Annotated in this window: 15 protein-coding genes; 10 read left to right on the forward strand and 5 right to left on the reverse strand. The window is 68.0% G+C overall.

Going from position 1 to position 18524, the window contains the following annotated elements:
* Positions 1 to 227 precede the first annotated feature (227 nt).
* Positions 228 to 575, reverse strand: a complete 348-nt coding sequence (locus FJV41_RS15335; protein WP_281291421.1) for a zinc-binding dehydrogenase — start codon at positions 573 to 575, stop codon at positions 228 to 230.
* Between the two features lie 609 nt (positions 576 to 1184).
* Between FJV41_RS15335 and FJV41_RS15340 the strand changes: the two genes are divergently transcribed.
* The 3 genes from FJV41_RS15340 (at position 1185) to FJV41_RS15350 (ending at position 6793) form a co-directional block, all read left to right on the forward strand.
* On the forward strand, positions 1185 to 4076 hold the full coding sequence (locus FJV41_RS15340; RefSeq protein ID WP_141643227.1) for a serine/threonine-protein kinase: 2892 nt from the start codon (positions 1185 to 1187) through the stop codon (positions 4074 to 4076).
* A gap of 99 nt (positions 4077 to 4175) precedes the next feature.
* Positions 4176 to 5546, forward strand: a complete 1371-nt coding sequence (locus FJV41_RS15345; RefSeq protein WP_141643228.1) for a KamA family radical SAM protein — start codon at positions 4176 to 4178, stop codon at positions 5544 to 5546.
* A gap of 20 nt (positions 5547 to 5566) precedes the next feature.
* Positions 5567 to 6793, forward strand: a complete 1227-nt coding sequence (locus FJV41_RS15350) for a KamA family radical SAM protein (protein WP_246137223.1) — start codon at positions 5567 to 5569, stop codon at positions 6791 to 6793.
* A 47-nt stretch (positions 6794 to 6840) separates the two neighbouring features.
* Here the strand turns inward: FJV41_RS15350 and FJV41_RS15355 are convergent, their stop codons facing one another.
* From FJV41_RS15355 to FJV41_RS15365, 3 genes are all read right to left on the reverse strand, one after another.
* The gene (locus FJV41_RS15355) at positions 6841 to 7554 is read right to left on the reverse strand and encodes a hypothetical protein (RefSeq protein WP_174485936.1); all 714 of its coding nucleotides are present in this window, start codon (positions 7552 to 7554) and stop codon (positions 6841 to 6843) included.
* A 142-nt stretch (positions 7555 to 7696) separates the two neighbouring features.
* A complete protein-coding gene (locus FJV41_RS15360) occupies positions 7697 to 8032 on the reverse strand; it encodes a hypothetical protein (protein ID WP_174465797.1) in 336 nt (111 codons plus the stop codon).
* Between the two features lie 273 nt (positions 8033 to 8305).
* Complete coding sequence (locus FJV41_RS15365) at positions 8306 to 8908, reverse strand: hypothetical protein (RefSeq protein ID WP_246137218.1); 603 nt, start codon at positions 8906 to 8908, stop codon at positions 8306 to 8308.
* A 27-nt stretch (positions 8909 to 8935) separates the two neighbouring features.
* Here FJV41_RS15365 and FJV41_RS15370 point away from each other — a divergent pair, with 27 nt between their 5' ends.
* The 6 genes from FJV41_RS15370 (at position 8936) to secF (ending at position 15876) form a co-directional block, all read left to right on the forward strand.
* Positions 8936 to 10048, forward strand: a complete 1113-nt coding sequence (locus tag FJV41_RS15370; protein WP_141643229.1) for a SpoIID/LytB domain-containing protein — start codon at positions 8936 to 8938, stop codon at positions 10046 to 10048.
* Positions 10049 to 10108: 60 nt separating this feature from the next.
* Positions 10109 to 11194, forward strand: a complete 1086-nt coding sequence (gene queA, locus FJV41_RS15375; protein ID WP_141643230.1) for a tRNA preQ1(34) S-adenosylmethionine ribosyltransferase-isomerase QueA — start codon at positions 10109 to 10111, stop codon at positions 11192 to 11194.
* 5 nt (positions 11195 to 11199) lie between these two features.
* On the forward strand, positions 11200 to 12408 hold the full coding sequence (gene tgt, locus FJV41_RS15380; protein ID WP_141643231.1) for a tRNA guanosine(34) transglycosylase Tgt: 1209 nt from the start codon (positions 11200 to 11202) through the stop codon (positions 12406 to 12408).
* A gap of 142 nt (positions 12409 to 12550) precedes the next feature.
* The gene (gene yajC / locus FJV41_RS15385; RefSeq protein WP_141643232.1) at positions 12551 to 12907 is read left to right on the forward strand and encodes a preprotein translocase subunit YajC; all 357 of its coding nucleotides are present in this window, start codon (positions 12551 to 12553) and stop codon (positions 12905 to 12907) included.
* Positions 12908 to 14680, forward strand: coding sequence for a protein translocase subunit SecD (gene secD, locus FJV41_RS15390; RefSeq protein ID WP_141643233.1), 1773 nt, complete (start codon positions 12908 to 12910; stop codon positions 14678 to 14680).
* Positions 14681 to 14706: 26 nt separating this feature from the next.
* Positions 14707 to 15876, forward strand: coding sequence for a protein translocase subunit SecF (gene secF / locus FJV41_RS15395; RefSeq protein WP_141643234.1), 1170 nt, complete (start codon positions 14707 to 14709; stop codon positions 15874 to 15876).
* Between the two features lie 102 nt (positions 15877 to 15978).
* Here the strand turns inward: secF and FJV41_RS15400 are convergent, their stop codons facing one another.
* Positions 15979 to 16578 carry an outer membrane beta-barrel protein gene (locus FJV41_RS15400; RefSeq protein WP_141643235.1) on the reverse strand — a complete coding sequence of 200 codons (600 nt, stop codon included), beginning with the start codon at positions 16576 to 16578 and terminating at the stop codon, positions 15979 to 15981.
* A 226-nt stretch (positions 16579 to 16804) separates the two neighbouring features.
* Between FJV41_RS15400 and recJ the strand changes: the two genes are divergently transcribed.
* Positions 16805 to 18517: a single-stranded-DNA-specific exonuclease RecJ gene (gene recJ / locus FJV41_RS15405; protein WP_141643236.1), complete on the forward strand. Its 1713-nt coding sequence runs from the start codon at positions 16805 to 16807 to the stop codon at positions 18515 to 18517.
* Positions 18518 to 18524: the final 7 nt, after the last annotated feature.

The raw sequence follows: 18524 nt of genomic DNA on the forward strand, positions 1-18524 counted from the left end.
AGCCCTCCAGAGCCGATGGTACTCCGCGGGAAACCGCGTGGGAGAGTAGGTCGCTGCCGGATTCTTTTTGAGAGAAGCCCTCGTCGCCTCGTGCGACGGGGGCTTTTCGCTTTTGTGCGTCTGGAGTTTCCGACGCCGCGAGGAGGCCCCGTGCCCGCTTCGGCCGCCAGGGCGTCCGCGGGCTTGGGCTTGAAGCCACCCTCGAGCGCTGACGGCCTTGCGGGGCCTCAGGGCACTCGCAGCACCACCTTGCCCACCGTCGCGCGCGACTCCAGTCGCTGGTGGGCTTGCGCGGCTTCCTCCAACCCCACCACCAGCCCCAGCTTCACGCGCAGCTGCCCTCCCGCCAGTGCGCTTCCCAGCGCCTCGCGTGCCCGCCGCTGCAGCGCGGCCGGGTGTGGCGTGCGCAGCCAGTACGCGCTGACTTTCAACGACTTCGCGTACAGCGTCTCCACTTCCACCGCCGCCGGGGGCCCGCTCGCGCTTCCGTACGCCACCAGGTGCCCGAAGGCCGCCAGCGACTCCAGGCTGCTTGCCCACGTGCTGGCACCCACGGAGTCCAGCACCGCCTCCACTCCAGCTCTACCGGAGCTGGGGGCGGCTGGGATTGCGGTACGCGGCTATATCCACTGGCGTTGGGGCTTGGCGGCGCTTCCGTACGCAACGCCAGGTGCCTGGGAGGGCGCCAGTGGCTGGCTCGATGATGCCTGCCGCACGCGTGCGCGGGCTCGACTCTCACTGGCGCGGTCTCAAATCCGGCGCGTGGCTTCAAACCGCTGCCCACATGCTGGCTCCGCACGGGCCGGTACGAACTCTCCTGTTCCAACTGCGCCGGAGTGCGTCGCTGGGTTCTACCCACGGATCCCAGGTGGCCTCGCGGGATGGTGGTCTGCTTCAGCGGCGCCGCAGGCGCTCCGGTTGTCGCTGAACACCGTGAACGACAGGGGGCGATGTAGGGCTTCACCTCGCGGCTTGGGGCATGGGTCGTCCGACATGTGACGCGCCGCCTCCTTCCCGCTCCTGCTTCCATGGGGCTCAGAAGCGTTCAAGCTCCCGAATTCCTTGAGGTTTCAGGGGTGTATGCGTGTTTGACTCGCTATGAAGGCTGCGACTAGAGTCCAGTCCTCCGCCCGGTCTGCGCTCCGCCTGCCGCGGTGCTCCCCGGCCCCGGACCGCTCCACGAGATGAAGAAGCCGACCCTTTTTGGGAAGTACCTGCTCCTCGAGCGCATCAACGTCGGCGGAATGGCCGAGGTGTTCATCGCGAAGGCCTTCGGCGTCGAGGGCTTCGAGCGCATCCTCGCCATCAAGAAGATCCTCCCCACGATGGCGGAGGACGAGGAATTCATCACGATGTTCATCGATGAGGCGCGGATCAGCGTTCAGCTGAACCACGCCAACGTCGTGCACATCCACGAACTCGGGAAGCACGACGACACGTACTTCATCGCCATGGAGTACGTCGCGGGCCGCGACGTGCGGACCATGCTGGAGCGATACCGGCGGCGTAAGGAGATCATGCCCACCGCGCAGGCGGTGTTCATCGCCTCCAAGCTCTGTGACGGCCTGGACTACGCCCATCGGAAGAAGGACGCACGCGGGCAGGACCTGCACATCATCCACCGTGACGTGTCGCCTCAGAACGTCCTCATCTCCTATGAGGGCGAGGTCAAGGTCATCGACTTCGGCATCGCCAAGGCGGCCAACCGCTCGCAGAAGACGCAGGCCGGCATCCTCAAGGGCAAGTTCGGCTACATGAGCCCGGAGCAGGTCCGGGGCATGCCCATCGACCGGCGCAGCGACATCTTCGCCGTCGGCGTGCTGCTGTACGAGATGCTCACCGGTGAGAAGCTCTTCGTCGGCGAGTCGGACTTCTCCACGCTGGAGAAGGTGCGCAACGCGGACGTTCCGCTTCCTCGCGAGTTCAATCCGAACATCCCGCCGGGACTCGAGAAGGTCGTCCTCAAGGCGCTCGCGCGTGAGACCGAGGACCGCTACCAGTGGGGTTCGGATCTCGCCGAGGACCTGATGCGCTTCCTCCTCGCTGGGGATGCCATCTACTCGTCGAAGCACCTCTCCTCCTACATGAAGGAGGCCTTCGCCGAGGACATGCTCCGCGAGGCGGAGAAGATGGAGCGCTACGCGGGAATCGAGCGCCCGGATCAGATCGAAACCTCGGGCGTCACCGTTCCCCCCTCGCCGCCGCGCCAGAGCACGAGGCGCCCGCCGCCCGCGGTGGTGGTGACGGGTTCTCCCGCGGGCCGCGCGCCCACGGCACCGGCTCATCCCGCCCCGAATTACATTCCGCCCCCCACGGCCGAAGAGCTGGAGGAAATGGACGGCGGTGGCGCCGACAAGACGCAGATCGTCGACTCGACCCAGACCTTCATGTCCCCGGAGACGCGCGTCGCCGAGAGCAGCGTGCTGGTGGACGACAGCATCACGGGGCGTTCGGAGATTCCGACCCTCCAGGGCAGTGGCACCGCCTCGGCCTACCCGTCGCGGGAGCCGGAGCCCTCGGTGCGCAAGGGCAAGAGCGGACCCAAGTCCCAGGTCGTCATCACCAGCGAGGACGGTGAGGCCTACGCGGGTGCGACGATGATCGGCCCCGCGCCGACCGCGCCCCCCACGCGCTCGAAGGCCTCGGCGGAGCCGCCCGAAGAGACCACCGGCAACATCACCGTCTCGGCGAACGGGCGGAGCAATCGCGTTCCGCGGCGTGGCTCGTCACCCCAGCACCAGGATGCCGGGGGCTACGACGCACCCCAGGATGATGGGGGCTACGACACACACGACGGCTACGGCTCCGAGGACGGCGGGGGTTATCCCGACGACACCCAGGAGCGCGAGGAAGTCACCGGGACGCAGACGCCCGCGCCCGCGCCGAAGAAGGGCGCCAAGGCCACGGCCAAGCCCGTTCCTGTCGCGAAGCCCAAGACCAAGACCAAGTCCAGGCCCGCCGCGAAGGGCTCGCCCCTGCAGTCGCTGGCGAACCTTCCCAAGCCGGTGCTCTTTGGCTCCGCGGCCGGCATCGCCGTGGTGGTGCTGCTCCTGTTGGTCGTGTTGTTCGGCGGCCCTTCAGGGGAGCAGGTCACCTTCACCGTGCCGCAGGCCGGCGCCGTCGTCGAAGTGAATGGGCAGAAGGTCGAGCCCAACATGATGCTGGCCCTTCCGGCCGGCGACTACGAGGTCGTGGCCAGTGCTCCCGGGCACAAGCCCGAGAAGAAGTTCGTGACGGTGGTCGAAGGCCCACCCCTGGCCGTGTCCTTCAACCTGGTCCCGGAGGTCGTGGCGCAGGCTCCGCCGGAGGAGCCACCCGCGAGGCCCTCGGAGCCCGTGGCCAACCCGGGAGGCCAGGAGCGGCCTTCGGGCACCATCGTGGACCCGGGGCAGACGGGGACTCCAACGCCCCCCCAGAACCCGGATCCTCCGACCGCCGTCGTCGACGCTCAGCCTCCCGACACCGCTCCCGCCCCAGGCACGGAGACGCCCACTCCGCCTCCCACGCAGAAGCCTCCTCCCGCGAACCCTGTCGTGGAGAACAAGCCCGTGGAGCCTCCGCCGCCTGCGCTCAAGAAGCTCGCTGCTGTCTTCGAGGGCGAGAGCGGCGCGGAAATCTCCGTGAATGGAAAGAAGGTCGGACGCACCCCGGCCGCGCGGCTCGCCAACCTGGAAGTGGGGAAGACCTACCAGTTCACCGCGAAGCTGGCGGGCTACAAGACCTACTCCGGAGAGTTCCTGGCCGAGGGTGATGGCGGTGAGCTGACCATTTCCTTCGACCTCACCAAGGAGGAGAAGCGCGTCGAGACGGTGAAGCCTCCTCCCGCGCCTCCGACCCCGCCGAAGCCGAAGGCCACGGGAATGCTGGCTTGCAGCACGAAGCCCGCAGGCGCCGAAATCCTCGTCGATGGCAAGAAGACCGGCCGTCAGACGCCGGTGACGCTCGGAAGCCCCCTCGTGCTCCCAGTGGGCAAGAGGAAGATCTCCTTCAAGCTCAATGGCAAGACGACCAAGCCCGTCGTTGTCTCGATCTCCGAGAACAAGATCGAAAAGCTGGTCAACTTCGCCATTGAGTAGGGAGCGGGCATCGGGCGTCGTCGACGATTTGTTGAATGAAGTGGTGCTGGGCGCGGTATGACGCCCGGCCCGCGACGCTACATGCTGAGGTGATGCGCCATGCAATCGACGCCCATCCGGGGCAAGGCCGAGGCCGGTCCCGCGCAACAGCCGTTTTCTTATCCGCTCCGCCGTGAGTTCGTGGAACCCGACTGGCGGCGCATCCCCGGCTACAAGGACGTCACCCAAGCGGAGTGGGAAAGCTCCGTCTGGCAGCGCAAGCACACCGTCAAGAACCTGAAGGAGCTCAGGGCCACCCTGGGTGCGCTCCTTCCGGACGACCTGGCGGAGAGCCTCGAGCGGGATCAGCGCGAGCGCGCGACGATGTCCATCCTCGTCCCGCCGCAGATGCTCAACACGATGGACTACCAGGACCTGTGGAAGGATCCGGTGCGGCGCTACATGCTGCCCGCCTTCGCGGACCGCCTCACGGACTGGCCCAACCACCCGAAGGCCAGCCGTGACAGCCTTCACGAGCAGGACATGTGGGTCGTCGAAGGTCTGACGCACCGCTATCCGACGAAGGTGCTCGCGGAGATGCTGCCAACGTGTCCCCAGTACTGTGGGCACTGTACGCGCATGGACCTGGTGGGCAACGACGTCCCCCAGGTCAGCAAGCACAAGTTCTCCATTGGACCGAAGGACCGCTACGAGCAGATGCTCGAGTACCTGCGCCGCACGCCCACCGTGCGCGACGTGGTGGTCTCCGGCGGCGACATCGCGAACCTGCCCATCCAGCAGCTGGAGCCTTTCGTCAGCTCGCTGATGGACATTCCGAACATCCGAGACATCCGACTGGCCAGCAAGGGGTTGATGGCCATTCCCCAGCACTTCCTCCAGGACTCGGTCCTCCAGGGATTGGACCGGCTGGCGAAGAAGGCCGTGGAGCGGGGCGTGGACCTGGCGATGCACACGCACGTCAACAACGCCGCGCAGCTCACGCCGCTGGTGGGCAAGGCCGTGCGCAAGCTGCTGGACATGGGCTTCCGTGATGTCCGCAACCAGGGCGTGCTGCTGCGAGGCGTCAACGACAGCGCGCAATCGCTGCTCGAGCTGTGCTTCACGCTGCTCGACCACGCGAAGATCCTGCCGTACTACTTCTACATGTGCGACATGATCCCCAACAGCGAGCACTGGCGGCTCTCCGTGGATCAGGCGCAGCGGCTCCAGCACGACATCATGGGCTACATGCCCGGCTTCGCGACGCCGCGCATCGTCTGTGACGTGCCCTTCGTGGGCAAACGCTGGGTCCATCAAATCGCCGAGTATGACCGCACGCGCGGCATCTCCTTCTGGACCAAGAACTACCGGACGGGCATCGAGGCGAATGACCCCGAGGCGCTCGACCGGAAGTACGAGTACTTCGACCCCATCGACTCCCTGCCCGAAGAGGGCCAAGCGTGGTGGCGGGAGCAGACCCGGGCGGCGTGATGGACACCTCCGCGGTTGCGATGAATGGGGCGGCGGACTCCCTCACCGAGCGCTCCTCGCTCAGTGACGCGGGGCGCCGTCGCCTGTTTCCCCAGGCCACGGATGCGGAGTGGGGCGACTGGCGCTGGCATCAGCGCCACGCGGTGCGCGGGCTGGAGCAGCTCGAGCGCTTCATCCCATTGACCGCCGATGAACGCGCGGGCGTCCAGGAGACGTCCTCGCTGTTCCGCATTGGCATCAGCCCGTACTACCTGTCGCTCATCGACCCGGAGCATCCGTTCTGCCCGGTCCGCATGCAGTCCATTCCCGTGCGGGCCGAGGCTCGCGTACGCCCCGGCGAGCTGGAGGATCCGCTCGGTGAGGACAAGACGCGGCCAGAGGAGTGCATCGTCCACAAGTATCCAGACCGGGTGCTGTTCCTGGCGCTGGATACGTGCTCGGTCTACTGCCGGCACTGCACGCGAAGGCGCATCACCCAGGGCGGCGTGGCGGAGCTGTCCAAGGACCAGATGCGCCGTGGCATCGACTACATCCGGCGCCACCCCGAGGTGCGTGACGTCCTCATCTCCGGCGGGGATCCATTCCTGCTCAGCGAGCAGCGCCTGGAAGAGCTGCTCGCGCCGTTGAGCGAGATTCCCCACGTGGAGATGATTCGCATTGGCACGCGCGTGCCAGTGGTTCTGCCCATGCGCGTCACCGATGCGCTGGCGAGCACGCTGCGACGCCATGCGCCCGTCTTCGTCGTCACGCACTTCAATCACCCGAAGGAAGTGACTCCCGAGGCGCGCGAGGCGTGCGAGCGACTGGTGGACCACGGCGTGCCCGTGGAGAACCAGGCTGTGCTGATGCGGCAGCTCAACTCGGACGCTCGCATCATCAAGGAGCTGTCCCACCTGCTGCTGCGCAGCCGAGTGCGGCCGTACTACCTGCACCAGATGGACGTGGCCGAAGGCTGTGAGCACCTGCGCACGCCCATCGCCAAGGGCCTGGAGATCATCCAGCAGCTTCGTGGCCACACCACCGGACTCGCCGTGCCGCACCTCGCGGTGGATTTGCCCGGCGGCGGCGGCAAGGTGACGCTCCAGCCGGACTACGTCGTCGAGCGGGGCGAGCGAGAGACCGTGTTCCGCAACTACAAGGGCGAGCGCTACGCCTACCCGGAGCCGGAAGAGACCGACTGCTCGTGCCCGTATGACGAGACCTGGCGTGCCCGCGCCCAGGAGTACGGCTACCTGCGGAAGGGCTGAGCGTCAGCGGCTCCCGGCAAGCGTGCTTCCGGGAGCGGACGACTTCGTCAGTCGTCGTTCGAGCTCCTTCTCTTCTTCGCCGCCTTCTTCTTCACCTTGGGCGTCTGTGAGCTGGCGCGGCGCGCGGCCTTCTTCGAAGGCTTGTCGTCCCCACCGCCCATGATCTCCACGGGCACCTGATCCTCATTCGCGGCAGCGGCCTGGGCTGCCACCGCGCCCTCCGCGTTCGCGCCCTCGCCACCCTCGGCCCCCGCGCCACCTTCGGCTCCCTCTTCGTCCTCGACGGGAATGCCAATCTCGACGACGGGATTGTCGCCCTCGGTGGACTCCAGCTCGACGGGGTTGTCGTTGCTGAAGCCTTGCTGAATGGTGACTTCCTTCTCCTCGGCGGGCTTCGCCGCGGCCTGCTTCGCCGACTTGGCTTGCTCTTCCAGCCGCTGCCCCTCGGCCTTCGCCCGCTCGTTGCCCTCGGGGCCCATCTTCGCGGTGAAGCGGTCGTACTCCTTCGCGGTGACGCCGTGCTTCTCCAACACCGACGAGGTGGCCGCGGACTGCTTCTGGATGGCTTGTCCGCGCTCCTCGTTGCTCATCTCCGAGGACTTGCGATTGCCGAACTCGTCGTCGACCTTCTTCATCGCCGCCGCTTCGTCTCGGCGGATGTGAGCCACCTTCTCGGGGGTCAGCTCGCCCCCTTCGTCCGCTCCGGCGATGCCCGGAAGGACCAACAGGGCTGCCATGAGCATGGAAATGGGACGGGACATGACGCGGCTCCTCGACAGTGGAAACCCGCGTATCTAAGCACGGTCCGCCGTCGGTGCGCATCGGTCGCGTTCCGTCCACTTCCCCCGGCGAGGACTGTCGCTGAATCCGGTGATTCCCCCCGCGAGCCCGTCGTCGGCCCGGTCAGCCGTTCTGGCAACTCGCGCAGCTGTCCCTCGCGCTGGAGCACTGCTCGCGGCCCTGTGCGCAGCGCGGAGGGAGATCATCCCGGTCCGGGTTCCGGTCCACCAGGGAGCACTGCTCCTCGGCCACGCCGCAGGTCTGGTTGGCCACCTCACAGCGGTCCTGGCACGACAGGTCATCCTGGGCCGCGCGTGCCCTCAGTTCTTCGAGCCTCGCGGATGCACCATCGATGGCAGCGTCGTCATCACCGGCGACGCGTGTGTCCACGTTCTTCGAGCAACCCACGAGGAGGCAGGTGACCACGAGCAGCGGGAGGCCGACGAAGGGGACTCGCATGGGCCTCCCATATTCGCGCAGACAGCACTTCGTCCAGCAAGGGCATCCGCGAGTGTCGGACGTTCGTCGGGACACAGTGGACTCACCGTTGTGGGTGACGCGCGACACTTGCTCGACGCGGCCGCGCCCATCGCGCAACACCCCGGGGCTGGCGTGGCCTGTCACTGGTGACGCGCGACACTTGCTGGCCGCAGCCATCGCGGAACACCCCGCGTCCGGCGTGGATGGTCGCTGGTCATCCTCGGGACTTGCTGCACGCGGCGGCGCCCGTCGTCACCCGGCGTCAGGCGCCAACTGTTGTTGGGGCGGGGGGCGCGGGCGGCGGGGCGGCTCTTCCGGACGCGACAGGTACAGGTATGCAGTCAGGGCCAGGAGGGCCGCGACAGCCAGCCTCCGCATCCAGTCCTCGCGCTGCCGAACTGGCGAGGCCTGGTCTTCCCGCGTCGCGGCTTCGAGGCCCGCGGCCACCTCGGCACTCACGGCTCGCACCCGACGGCAGACCTCTACCACCGGCACCAGTCCCACGGGCACCGGTGCATCCTCCCGCTCCAACGCCGCCGCGAGCATCCGCGCCCAGGCCGCTTCCTCCTCGCCCTCCGTCGGATCCCTCGCTGCCGTGCCCAGCCTCATCGCCAGCAACACGGCGGCTCGCAGCAAGCGCACCGAGAGGGCCTGCTCCGACACCCCGTAGAAGCTCGCGCAGGCCTCCAGGGAGGCCCCTGAGACGAGCCGGCGACTCAGCAGGGCGGCGGGACGGGGCTCCAGCCCTCTGAGGGCCTGGACGAAGGACGAGGGGGGCAGACGGGAAATGGGCGGCTCGAAAGGTGTCACGGCCGCGCCATCCTCTCCCATCCCCTGGCCGTTTTCTTGAGGCACGTGGCCACGCTCCTACACTCCCAGGCCATGTTGCGACCTGTTGCACTGCTCCTGCTCCTGCTCGCTCCCCCGCGTTCACTCGCGGTGGAGACCCTGCGCATCGCCATCGAGGACACGGGAGTGGAGGTGCGCATCAGCGGGCGCGGACTTGGCTTCGGCGTGGACAGCGAGGAGGCCACCTTCGTGCCCATCCCCTCCGATGTCGCCACCGTCCGTCGGAAGGCAGGCCGGCTCGAGGTCAACGGGGCACCCGTCATCGGAGACTCCGTCCGCTTCCGCGCGGGTCTGAGCCCCTCTGACGACGCGGGGAGCGCTCCGGGTGAACAGCCGCTCAAGGCCGGCAGCGCCCAGGTGCGCGGTGATGTCGTCGTGCGTCCATTTCGCGACGGGCTCCAGCTCATCAACGTCATCTCCCTCGAGGACTACCTCGCGGCGGTGCTCGGCAGCGAGATGCCGGTCTCCTTCCCGCCCGAGGCCCTCAAGGCCCAGGCCATCGCCGCGCGCACCTATGCCCTCCAGAAGAAACTGGAGAGCTATAGCAACGCGTTTCATCTCGGCAGCAGCGTGCTCCATCAGGTGTATGGCGGCGTCAACCGCGAGGACCCCCGCACCCGCGCCGCCGTCGACGCCACCCGAGGGCAGGTGCTCACCTACGAGCTCGCCCCCATCGAGGCCTACTTCCACGCCTCCTGTGGCGGTCGCACCGAGTCCGGACAGGACGCCCTCCACCGTGACTTGCCCTACCTCCAGCCCGTCGACTGTCCGTGCGGACGCCTGCCCGCGAGCCGCTGGTCCGCCTCCATGTCGGACACCGAAATCAAGGCCGCCCTCAAGCGCCCCGCCCAGGGCATGAAGGTGTCCGCGCGCACGCCCACCCGCCGTGTCACCCGCATCACCATGGGCGATGGCAGCACGGTGGACGGCGTGGAGCTCCGCCGCAGGCTCGGCTACACGCGCCTCAAGAGTCTCGACTTCGAGGTGGAGCGAACCGACCACGGCTATGTGTTCTCCGGTCGCGGCTATGGCCACGGGGCCGGGCTCTGCCAGTGGGGCGCCAAGGCGCTCGCCGACAAGGGCAGGGGGTACCTGGAAATCCTCACCCACTACTACCCCGGGGCCGAGCTCCAACAGCTCTACTGACGTCCCCTTCGTCGGCGCGCTTTCCGCGGCGGCGCGGGGGCTGCTACAAGCGCCAACCCCGTGTCGTCCCGCCTCTCAGACTACGACTTCGAACTCCCCGAGTCCCAGATCGCCCAGGCGCCGCTCGCCCAGCGCGACGCCTCGCGACTGATGCTCGTCCGCCGCTCCACCGGCGACGTGAGCCACCGCCAGTTCTCCGACGTGCTGGAGCTCCTGCGCCCCGGTGACCTGCTCGTCCTCAACGACGCCCGCGTCATCCCCGCGCGCCTGCTGGGCCAGAAGGCAGGCACCGGCGGACGCGTGGAGCTGCTCGTGGTGCGGCCCGCCGCCTCCACGCTGACGTCGGCCGCGCTCGATGGCGCTCCCGAGTCGCTCGACTGGCTCTGTCTGGGCCAGGCCTCCAAGGGCCTCAAGCCCCCCCAGCGCCTCACGTTCGCCGGCGGCCTGGAGGCGGAGGTGCTGGAGGTGCTCGGAGGAGGGGAGTACCGCGTGCGCTTCCACGCGCGCCCGGGGGCCTCGCTGGCGTCGTTGCTCGACGCCGCCGGTCGCCTGCCGCTGCCGCCCTACATCACCCGCGAGCCCGATGCCGCGGACGCCGAGCGCTACCAGACGGTGTACGCGCGCGCCTCCGGCGCCGTGGCCGCGCCCACCGCCGGCCTGCACTTCACGCAGGACACCCTGGACGCGCTGGCGGCCAAGGGCGTGCGCCGCGCGCTGGTGACCCTGGACGTGGGGCCGGGGACCTTCTTGCCGGTGCGCGAAGAGGAACTCGACAAGCACCACATGCACCCGGAGCGCTTCACCGTCCCCGAGGCCACCGCGCGCGAGGTGAACGCGGCGCGAGCGGAGGGCCGGCGCGTCGTCGCCGTGGGCACCACCGTGGTGCGCACGCTGGAGTCCGCGACGGACCCGACCACGGGCCTGCTGCGCGAAGGGCCGGGCGAGACGACGCTCTTCATCCGCCCGGGCTTCACCTTCCGCCAGGTGGACGCGCTCCTCACGAATTTCCACCTGCCGCGCTCCACGCTGGTGGTGCTCGTCAGCGCGCTCTTGGGGCGCGAACGCACGCTGGCTGCATACGCGGAGGCGGTGCGCGAGGGTTATCGATTCTTCAGCTACGGCGACGCCATGCTGGTGTCGGAGTGAGTGCCATGAGTGAGCAGGACGCGGGAGTACGGGAGACGGCGCGCGAGAAGGGCGACACGCGGGTGGCACCGGGCCTGGTGCGCTTCGATTTGCTCCACGAGGACGCCTCTGGAACGAAGGCCCGCCGTGGGCGGCTGAACACCCCGCACGGCCCCATCGAGACGCCCATCTTCATGCCCGTGGGCACCGTGGGCAGCGTCAAGGGCGTGGGGCCGGATGACCTGCTCGCGCTCGACGCGCAAATCATCCTCGGCAACACCTACCACCTCATGCTGCGCCCCGGCGAAGCGCTGATGCGGGAGATGGGCGGCCTGCACCAGTTCGTCTCCTGGAACCGGCCCATGCTCACCGACAGCGGCGGCTTCCAGGTCTTCAGCCTGTCGGAGAAGCGCAAAATCACCGAGGAGGGCGCCGCCTTCCAGTCCCACCTCGACGGCGCGCGTCACTTCCTCACCCCCGAGCGCTCCATCGAAATCCAGGAGACGCTCGGCGCCGACGTCATCATGGCCTTCGACGAGTGCCCTCCCTCCACCGAGGACCGCCCGTACCTGGAAAATTCCCTCGCACGCACCACGCGGTGGCTGCACCGCTGCGTGAAGGCGTGGAACCGGGAAGGACGCTCGTCCCTCTTCGGCATCGTCCAGGGAGGACTCCACGAGGACCTGCGCAAGCGCCACGCGGAGGAGGTGTGCGCGGTGGACCTTCCTGGGTACGCGCTGGGGGGGTACTCCGTGGGCGAGGCCCCCGAGGCGATGCACGCGGGCGTGGCCTACGCGGCGCCGCTCCTGCCTCGCGACAAGCCGCGTTACCTCATGGGTGTGGGCACCCCCGTGGACCTGGTCACCTGCGTGGAGCACGGGGTGGACATGTTCGATTGCGTGCTGCCGACCCGTTGTGCGCGCAACGGCCTGCTCTTCACCTCGGAGGGCAAGCTCACCATCCGCAATGCGGCATTCGCCAGGGACCCCAGGCCGGTCGACCCGGCGTGCTCCTGCTACACCTGCCGCAACTTCAGCAGGGCGTACCTGCGGCACCTCTTCGCCGCGGGCGAAATCCTCGCGATGCGCCTCAACACCCTGCACAACCTCCACTACTTCCTCGGGCTGATGGCGGATGTGCGCAAGGCCATCGCCGAGGACCGATATGCCGCTTTCGCGCGGGAGTTCCGGGAGAGGGCTCGGGCCCAGGAGGCCGAACGGACCCGTGGTCGCTGAGCGACCGGATGGAATCCCGAGTTCCCGCGTTCACTTGCTCACATGGGGACCCCTTGCTAAGAGGGCCCCCTTTCAGGATGGGTCCTTCGGGTAGTGTGGGGGGTCCCCCATCCCAAGCCTTCCTCAACCGACGAGGCAGTCTGTGGCTGAGAGCTTTTTGATGCTGGCGCAGGCCGGGGGCGGGACCAACCCGCTGAACACCCTGGCTCTGCTCGTGGGACTGGTGGCGATCATGTACTTCGTCATGATCCGCCCTCAGCAAAAGCAGATGAAGGAGCACCGCACGCTGCTCACTTCGCTCAAGAAGGGCGATGAAGTGGTCACCTCGGGCGGCATGCTCGGGAAGATCCACCTCGTCGAAGAGCGGACCGTGACGGTGGAAGTCGCCAGTGGCGTGCGCATCCGCATCCTGAAGACGTCCATCAGTGCCAAGGGCACGGTGGCTGAGGGGCCCGCGCAGGCGGCGCCCGCCGAAGAGAAGAAGAAGGAGGAGAAGTAAATGGACCGCGGCTGGTGGTGGAAGTTTGGACTGATTGTCGCGGTGACGCTGGGGACCATCTGGTTCCTGATTCCGTCGTATTACTCGCTGGTGGTCATGGACCGTGCCCAGCGCAATGACCTGGCGGCGCTGCAAGCGCGGCTTCCCGCCTGGGCGCCTCCCGCGAAGTACCGGCTCAATCTGGGCCTGGACCTTCAGGGCGGCATCCACATGGTCATGCGCGTGGACACCAAGACGGCGCTCCAGAAGCGGACCGAGCGCCGGGGCCAGCAGATCGCCACGTACGTCGCCGACAAGAAGCTCGGCGAGGTCACGGCGGAGACGGATCCAGAGAAGCTCCAGCTCACCTTGACCGCGAAGGACCCGGCGACCATGGACGCCATCGAGAAGGACGTCCTGGCGACCTTCGGGGACTTCAAGCGGGTCAACCGCGATGGCGCGACGCTGGTGCTGTCGCCCGACGAATCCCAGGTGAATCGCTTCCGTGAGGAAGCGGTCGACCAGGCGATGCTCGTCATCCGCCGCCGCATCGACAAGTGGGGCGTCGCCGAAGTCGACGTGCGCAAGCTCGGCACCGACTCCATCCAGATTTCGCTGCCCGGCCGCAGCAACCCGGAGCAGGCCAAGGAGCTGGTCGGCACCACCGCGCAGCTCGAGTTCCGGATGGTGGACGACACCAACCCGCAGTTCTTCGCGCAGCTGTTCCAGTCCAACCCGCCTCCGGCCGGCAGCGACATCACCGTGTCGGAAGAGGGTGGCTTCCCGCAGCTGCAGAGCGCCTCGCGTGACGCGCTCCTGAAGTACACGGAGGGCAAGGTTCCGGAGAACCGCCAGGTCGTCACCGAGTGCATCGCGAACCCGCTGAGAAAGAACGAGTGCTCGTCCTACCGGACGTACCTGCTGGACAAGGTCGTGCCGCTGACGGGCGAGAGCCTGGCGGGCGCGGACGCGTCGGTGAACCAGATGAACGAGCCGGAGGTGAACATCGCCTTCGACCCGGCGGGCGCGCGCGAGTTCGAGAAGCTGACCGAGGCGGGCGTGGGCCGTCGCATGGCCATCGTGCTGGACGACAACGTCCACACGGCGCCGAACATCAACGAGAAGATCGGCGGAGGCCGTGCCCGCATCACCATGGGTCGCATGGGGGCTCGCTCCCACGACGAGTGGCTGGGCGAGGCGCAGACGCTGGCGCTGGTGCTCAAGGCGGGCGCGCTGCCCGCGCCGGTGACGGTGGGTGAGATTCGTCAGGTGGGCGCGAGCCTGGGTGACGAACTCATCAAGAAGGGCGGCCTCGCGGTGCTGGTCGGCCTGGGCCTCGTGCTCCTCTTCATGGGGCTGTACTACCGCAAGGCGGGGCTCATCGCGGACATTGCCCTGGTCCTGAATGGTCTGCTCATCCTGGCGGGCCTGGCGTTCTTCAACGCGACGCTGACATTGCCGGGCATCGCCGGGTTCGTGCTGACGTTGGGCGTCGCGGTGGATGCCAACGTGCTCATCAACGAGCGCATCCGTGAGGAGTTGAGCCACGGCAAGTCGGCCAAGGCGGCCGTGGACCAGGGCTATGACCGCGCCTTCTGGACCATCTTCGATGCACACGTGACGGCGCTCATCGCCGGCTTCATCCTGTTCTTCACGGGCACCGGACCGATTCGGGGCTTCGCCACCACGCTCATCGTGGGGCTGTTGGCCTCGCTGTTCACGTCCATCGTGGTGACTCGCGTCATCATGACCTACTTCGTCCACGGCCGTAACGCGCAGTCGGTGTCGGTCTGAGACCGGCGGGAGCCCGGTAAACTGCCATGCAGATCCTCAAGAACAAGACGAACATCGACTTCATCGGCAAGCGCAAGCCGGCCATCTTCATCTCCACCCTCGTCAACCTCGCCATCCTGGTGGGCATCGCCACGGTGGGGTTCAACTACGGCGTGGACTTCGCCGGCGGCACGGTGGTGGAGCTGAAGTTCGACCACTCCATCAGCGCGGCGGAAGTGCGTGAGCGCGCCCAGAAGGGCGGCCTGCACGACGTGAGCGTGCAGAACATCGGCGGAGCCTCGGAGAACGCCTTCCTGCTTCGCATGGGCGGCGTCACCCAGCTCAACGAAGAGAACGCCGCGAAGGCCAAGACGGCCATCGAGGCCCTGGGCACCGTCCGCAATGTCTACTCGGACCTCGCCAACGGCATCATCAACTTCCGCTCGGCCACCCCGCTGACTGCGGAGCTCATCAAGAGCGCGGTGGAGGGGTCTGGCACCGGCGTGCAGGAGGTCCGTGTCCTGGGCGAGTCCCAGGGCGGCACCGGCGTCGACTACCAGGTCGTCGCCAGCGGCATGGCGGACAAGGTGAACTCCGCGCTCAAGGCGGGCCTGGAGAAGCCGGACTTCGAGCAGCGCCGCGTGGACTACGTCGGTCCGCAGGTGGGCAAGCAGCTGCGCAACCGCGGCGTCATGGCGCTGCTGTACTCGATGGTGGCCATCCTCATCTACGTGGCGTTCCGGTTCGACTTCAAGTTCGGCCCGGGCGCGCTGCTCGCCATGCTCCACGACGTCATCATGGTGGCGGGCTACTACCTGGTGAGCCGCCGCGAGTTCAACCTCACGGCCATCGCCGCGCTGCTGACCATCGTCGGCTACTCGGTGAACGACACCATCGTCATCTACGACCGCATCCGCGAGGACATGGCCAAGTACAAGGGCAAGCCGCTGGCGGAGGTCATCAACATCGCCATCAACGACACGCTCGGCCGCACCATCCTCACGTCCGGCACGACGGCGTTGTCGCTCATCGGTCTGCTCATCTTCGGCGTGGGCGAAATCTTCGACTTCGCCATGGCGATGCTCGTGGGCATCCTCGTCGGCACCTACTCCTCCGTGTACATCGCCAGCCCGCTCACCATCTGGCTGGACGAGCGCGCGGCGGCGAAGGAAGGCCGTCACGGCGACGGCATGAAGCAGGAGCCGAAGGCGGCGTGACGTACCCCGCCTGACTCCCGCTCGCGGGAGCCGGACGCGATGAGGGCCCTGGTCTCCCACGTGGAGGCAGGGCCCTCGTTGTTTTTCAGGCGGGTGTGCGTGTCAGAAGCGCGCGCCCAGCGTCACCGAGGCGTCGAGCAGGCCACCGTCGGTGTCCTCGTCCAGCGCGTCATTCGCGAAGCCGTTGTCGAGCAGCACGCGCCAGGTGGCGCGGACGCCCGCGGTCAGCGCTCCGCTGTTGAACTCCACGCCCGCGGCCAGCGGCACTTCTTCCATGGTGTCGGAGTCGTAGAGGCCGCCGCCGATGCCGCGCACGTCCACATACGAGAGGCCGAAGCCCGCGCCTACGAAGGGCCGCACCGCCGTGAGGAAGGGCGGGGAGACCTTCACCAGCGCGCTGCCGCCCTGCCGGACGATGGAGGGGCCGTCATCCAGGAGTCGGATGTCGTCGATGCCGTTCTGCGAACCCTCGTAGCCGAGCTCGAACCCGATGAACGTGGTGGGCTGCACGTTGAGTGTGAGGCCCCATGCCGGACCGGTGTTCGTGAGATCTCCCAGGTTGCCCGTGTAATCGCCCAGGCCGCCCTTGAGGAACACGTTGACGTCGCCTCGCTTGCCCGGCTTGCGTTCTTGCGCCGAAGCCGTGCCTGTGGCGAGCAGCGCGAGCGCCAGCGCGCCGACCTGGATACCCTTTGCAGCCATGCGGTCCTCCCTGTCAGGTGGTGTGCAATCAAGCTGTGCACCGGGTGACCGACGCGCTCCCCACCGGCAGACGACAGGGCAAGCGCACGCCTGAACGCCTGAGCAGGAAGGGAAATGTCGTGCCCAAGGTTGGACTTTCCTCGTCAGACGTCTGAGGTACTGTCGGACTGTCAAGATTTCGTCCCGGCCACGGAGGAGTCCCGGTGGCCGAGGAGGGGAGCTGCGAGTGCGGTGGTTGCTTCCAGACGTGGTCGAGGAGGAGGTGGGGTCGCTCGCTGGGGAGCTGTCGCTCCATCCGCTCGCGGCGAGGGTGCTGCTGCACCGCGGTTACCGGACGCCTGAGTCCGCCTCCGCGTTCCTGTCGGACCGTCTGGCGGACCTGCCAGACCCCTTCCGGATGAAGGGCATGGTGGCGGGCGTGGAGCGGCTGGTGCGTGCACTGCACCGGCGCGAGAAGGTGACGCTGTACGGCGACTATGACGTGGATGGGGTGTGCTCCACGTCGCTGATGTTCCTGTTCCTGAAGGAGCTGGGCGTGCCGCCGGCCACGTACATCCCCCACCGGCTGGACGAGGGCTACGGCCTCAACATGTCCGCGGTGGAGCGCATCGCCGCGGATGGCACGCGGGTGCTGGTGACACTGGATTGCGGCATCACCTCCGTGGCGGAAATCACCCGCGCGAAGGAGCTGGGGCTGGACGTCATCGTGGTGGACCACCACACGGTTCCTCCCACGCTGCCTCCCGCCGTCGCGGTGCTCAACCCGCATCAGCCCGGCTGCGAGTACCCCACCAAGGCCCTGTGCGCCGCGGGCGTGGCCTTCAACCTCTGCATGGGCCTGCGCAAGCGGCTTCGCGACGATGGCTACTTCGCCACCCGCAAGGAGCCCAACCTCCGCGCCATGATGGACCTGGTGGCGATGGCCACCGTCGCGGATGTGGTGCCGCTCACCGGCGCCAACCGCATCCTGGTGACGCACGGCCTCCAGGAGCTCACGGCCGCCCGCCGTCCGGGGGTGCGCGCGCTGAAGGAAGCCGCGGGCATGGACCCGGACACGACCATCACCGCGGGCCAGGTGGGCTTCCGCCTGGGGCCTCGCATCAACGCCGCGGGACGGCTGCATGACGCGTCCCTGGGACTCCAGCTGCTCTGTTCGGAGTCCTTGGAGTCGGCGCGCTCACTGGCCTCGGTGTTGGACCGGGCCAACGCGGAGCGGCAGGGAATCGAGAGCGGCATCCTCACGCAGGCGCTGGCCCAGGCCGAGGAGCGCAAGGATGCGCGCGGCTTCGTGCTCTACGACGAGGGCTGGCACCCGGGCGTCATCGGCATCGTCGCCTCGCGCGTGGTGGAGCGCTACCACCGGCCCACCGTCATGGTGGGCGTGAAGGACGGGGTGGGGAAGGGCTCGGCGCGCAGCATCGAGGCCTTCCACCTCTACGACGCGCTCAGCGGGTGCTCGGAACTGCTCACGAAGTTCGGCGGTCACAAGCACGCCGCCGGCCTCACCATCGACGCGGACAAGCTGCCCGCGCTGCGCGAGGCGTTCGAGAAGATCGCCTGGCAGCGCCTCACCCCCGAGGACCTCATTCCCCGCTGCCGCGTGGACGCGGTGGTGAGCGCCCGGGAGCTGGATGCGACGGCCGTGGAGGCCCTCCAGCGCCTCGGCCCCTTCGGCCAGGGCAATCCCGAGCCGGTGCTGGTGCTTCGCCACCAGGTGGCCCGCTCACGCGTGCTGCCGGCCAAGGCGGCGGGTGGCAGCGGTCACCTCAAGCTGGCGCTGGCGGACGCACCGGAGCTGGACGCCATCGGCTTCGGCATGGCGGACCGCGTGAGGATGGTGGATGGGCCGGTGGACCTGGCCTTCCAGGCGGGCTTCGACACCTTCCGAGGTCAGCGAAAGCTGTCGCTGCGCCTCAAGGACGTGCGCGTCGCCGCGTAATCTGTTC

The organism is Myxococcus llanfairpwllgwyngyllgogerychwyrndrobwllllantysiliogogogochensis (assembly GCF_006636215.1).
Taxonomy (GTDB): Bacteria; Myxococcota; Myxococcia; order Myxococcales; family Myxococcaceae; genus Myxococcus; species Myxococcus llanfairpwllgwyngyllgogerychwyrndrobwllllantysiliogogogochensis.